1 protein-coding gene is annotated in these 796 nt (G+C 47.0%); it reads left to right on the top strand.

Annotation, left to right across the window (positions count from 1 at the left end):
• Positions 1-796 (top strand): FGGY family carbohydrate kinase (locus A3738_RS28580; RefSeq protein WP_255376220.1); only part of this gene is annotated, 796 nt, incomplete at both ends.

Here is a 796-nt window from a genome sequence, read left to right as displayed (position 1 = left end):
CTGTTAGATCCATATTTTTCTGCGACAAAAATTGCTTGGATCTTAGATAATGTCGATGGCGCTAGGGTATTGGCAGATCAGGGTGATTTGGCTTTTGGTACGATTGATAGCTATTTGCTCTGGCGGCTTACTGATGGAGAGGTGCATGCAACGGACGCCACAAACGCTTCTCGAACCAATCTTTTCAATATCATAGATCAGCAATGGGATGACGAATTACTAGCGTTATTTGACGTTCCTAAATCAGTTTTACCCGAAGTAAAAGATTGTGGTGCTGACTTTGGTGTCTGCAGTGAAGAGTGGCTTGGCGCACCAGTTCCAATACTTGCGATGATCGGTGATCAGCAGTCGGCTCTTGTTGGACAAGCATGTTTTGATAAAGGCATGTTGAAGAGTACCTATGGTACAGGTTGCTTTGTGATTCTCAATACCGGAGACACGGCCCTTCGCTCAGATAATAAGCTGTTATCAACGGTGGCTTATCGTTTCAATGGTGAAGTGGTCTATGCCTTGGAAGGGAGTATCTTTGTTGCTGGTGCTGCGGTGCAGTGGTTAAGAGACGGACTTGGCGTCATTGAAAATGCACATGAATCGGAAGCGATTGCGACAGAGGTCGGTTATCAAGATGCCTTATATGTGGTTCCGGCTTTTACAGGTCTAGGAGCCCCTTACTGGGACCCTGATGCGCGCGGGGCGGTATTAGGACTTACACGTGACACTGGGGCCAACGAAGTCGTCACTGCTGGTTTAGAATCTGTCGCGCACCAGACGAATGATTTATTAGAAGCGATGATTC

Source organism: Oleiphilus sp. HI0066, assembly GCF_001635725.1.
Note: the sequence above shows the minus strand (reverse complement) of the source record. Positions and strands in the feature narration are given on the sequence as shown.